This is a genomic window from Citrobacter sp. TBCS-14, assembly GCF_005280805.1.
GTDB lineage: Bacteria > Pseudomonadota > Gammaproteobacteria > Enterobacterales > Enterobacteriaceae > Citrobacter > Citrobacter gillenii.
Genome location: NZ_SZWM01000122.1, coordinates 1 through 202 on the forward strand (window position 1 = coordinate 1; position 202 = coordinate 202).

Here is a 202-nt window from a genome sequence, read left to right on the forward strand (position 1 = left end):
CCCCAGCGTCGCCAGGAACAGGAAAACCAAATAGACTTTCGCGTCCGTAATATGGATGAAGTACATAATCAGATACATCGCCACCGCAAAGAGCAATGCGCCGACGCTGGCCTCTTTTTTGCCAAACCGCTTCGTCAGCCAGGATGCCGAGGGTGCCAGCAAAACCAGAGAGCCGAAGGTAAATAGCAACGCCACGGACATG

1 protein-coding gene is annotated in these 202 nt (G+C 53.5%); it reads right to left on the minus strand.

Going from position 1 to position 202, the window contains the following annotated elements; all coding sequences use genetic code 11:
• Positions 1 to 202: MFS transporter (locus FDX22_RS00660; protein ID WP_186805271.1), on the minus strand; the 202-nt coding region annotated here is incomplete at both ends.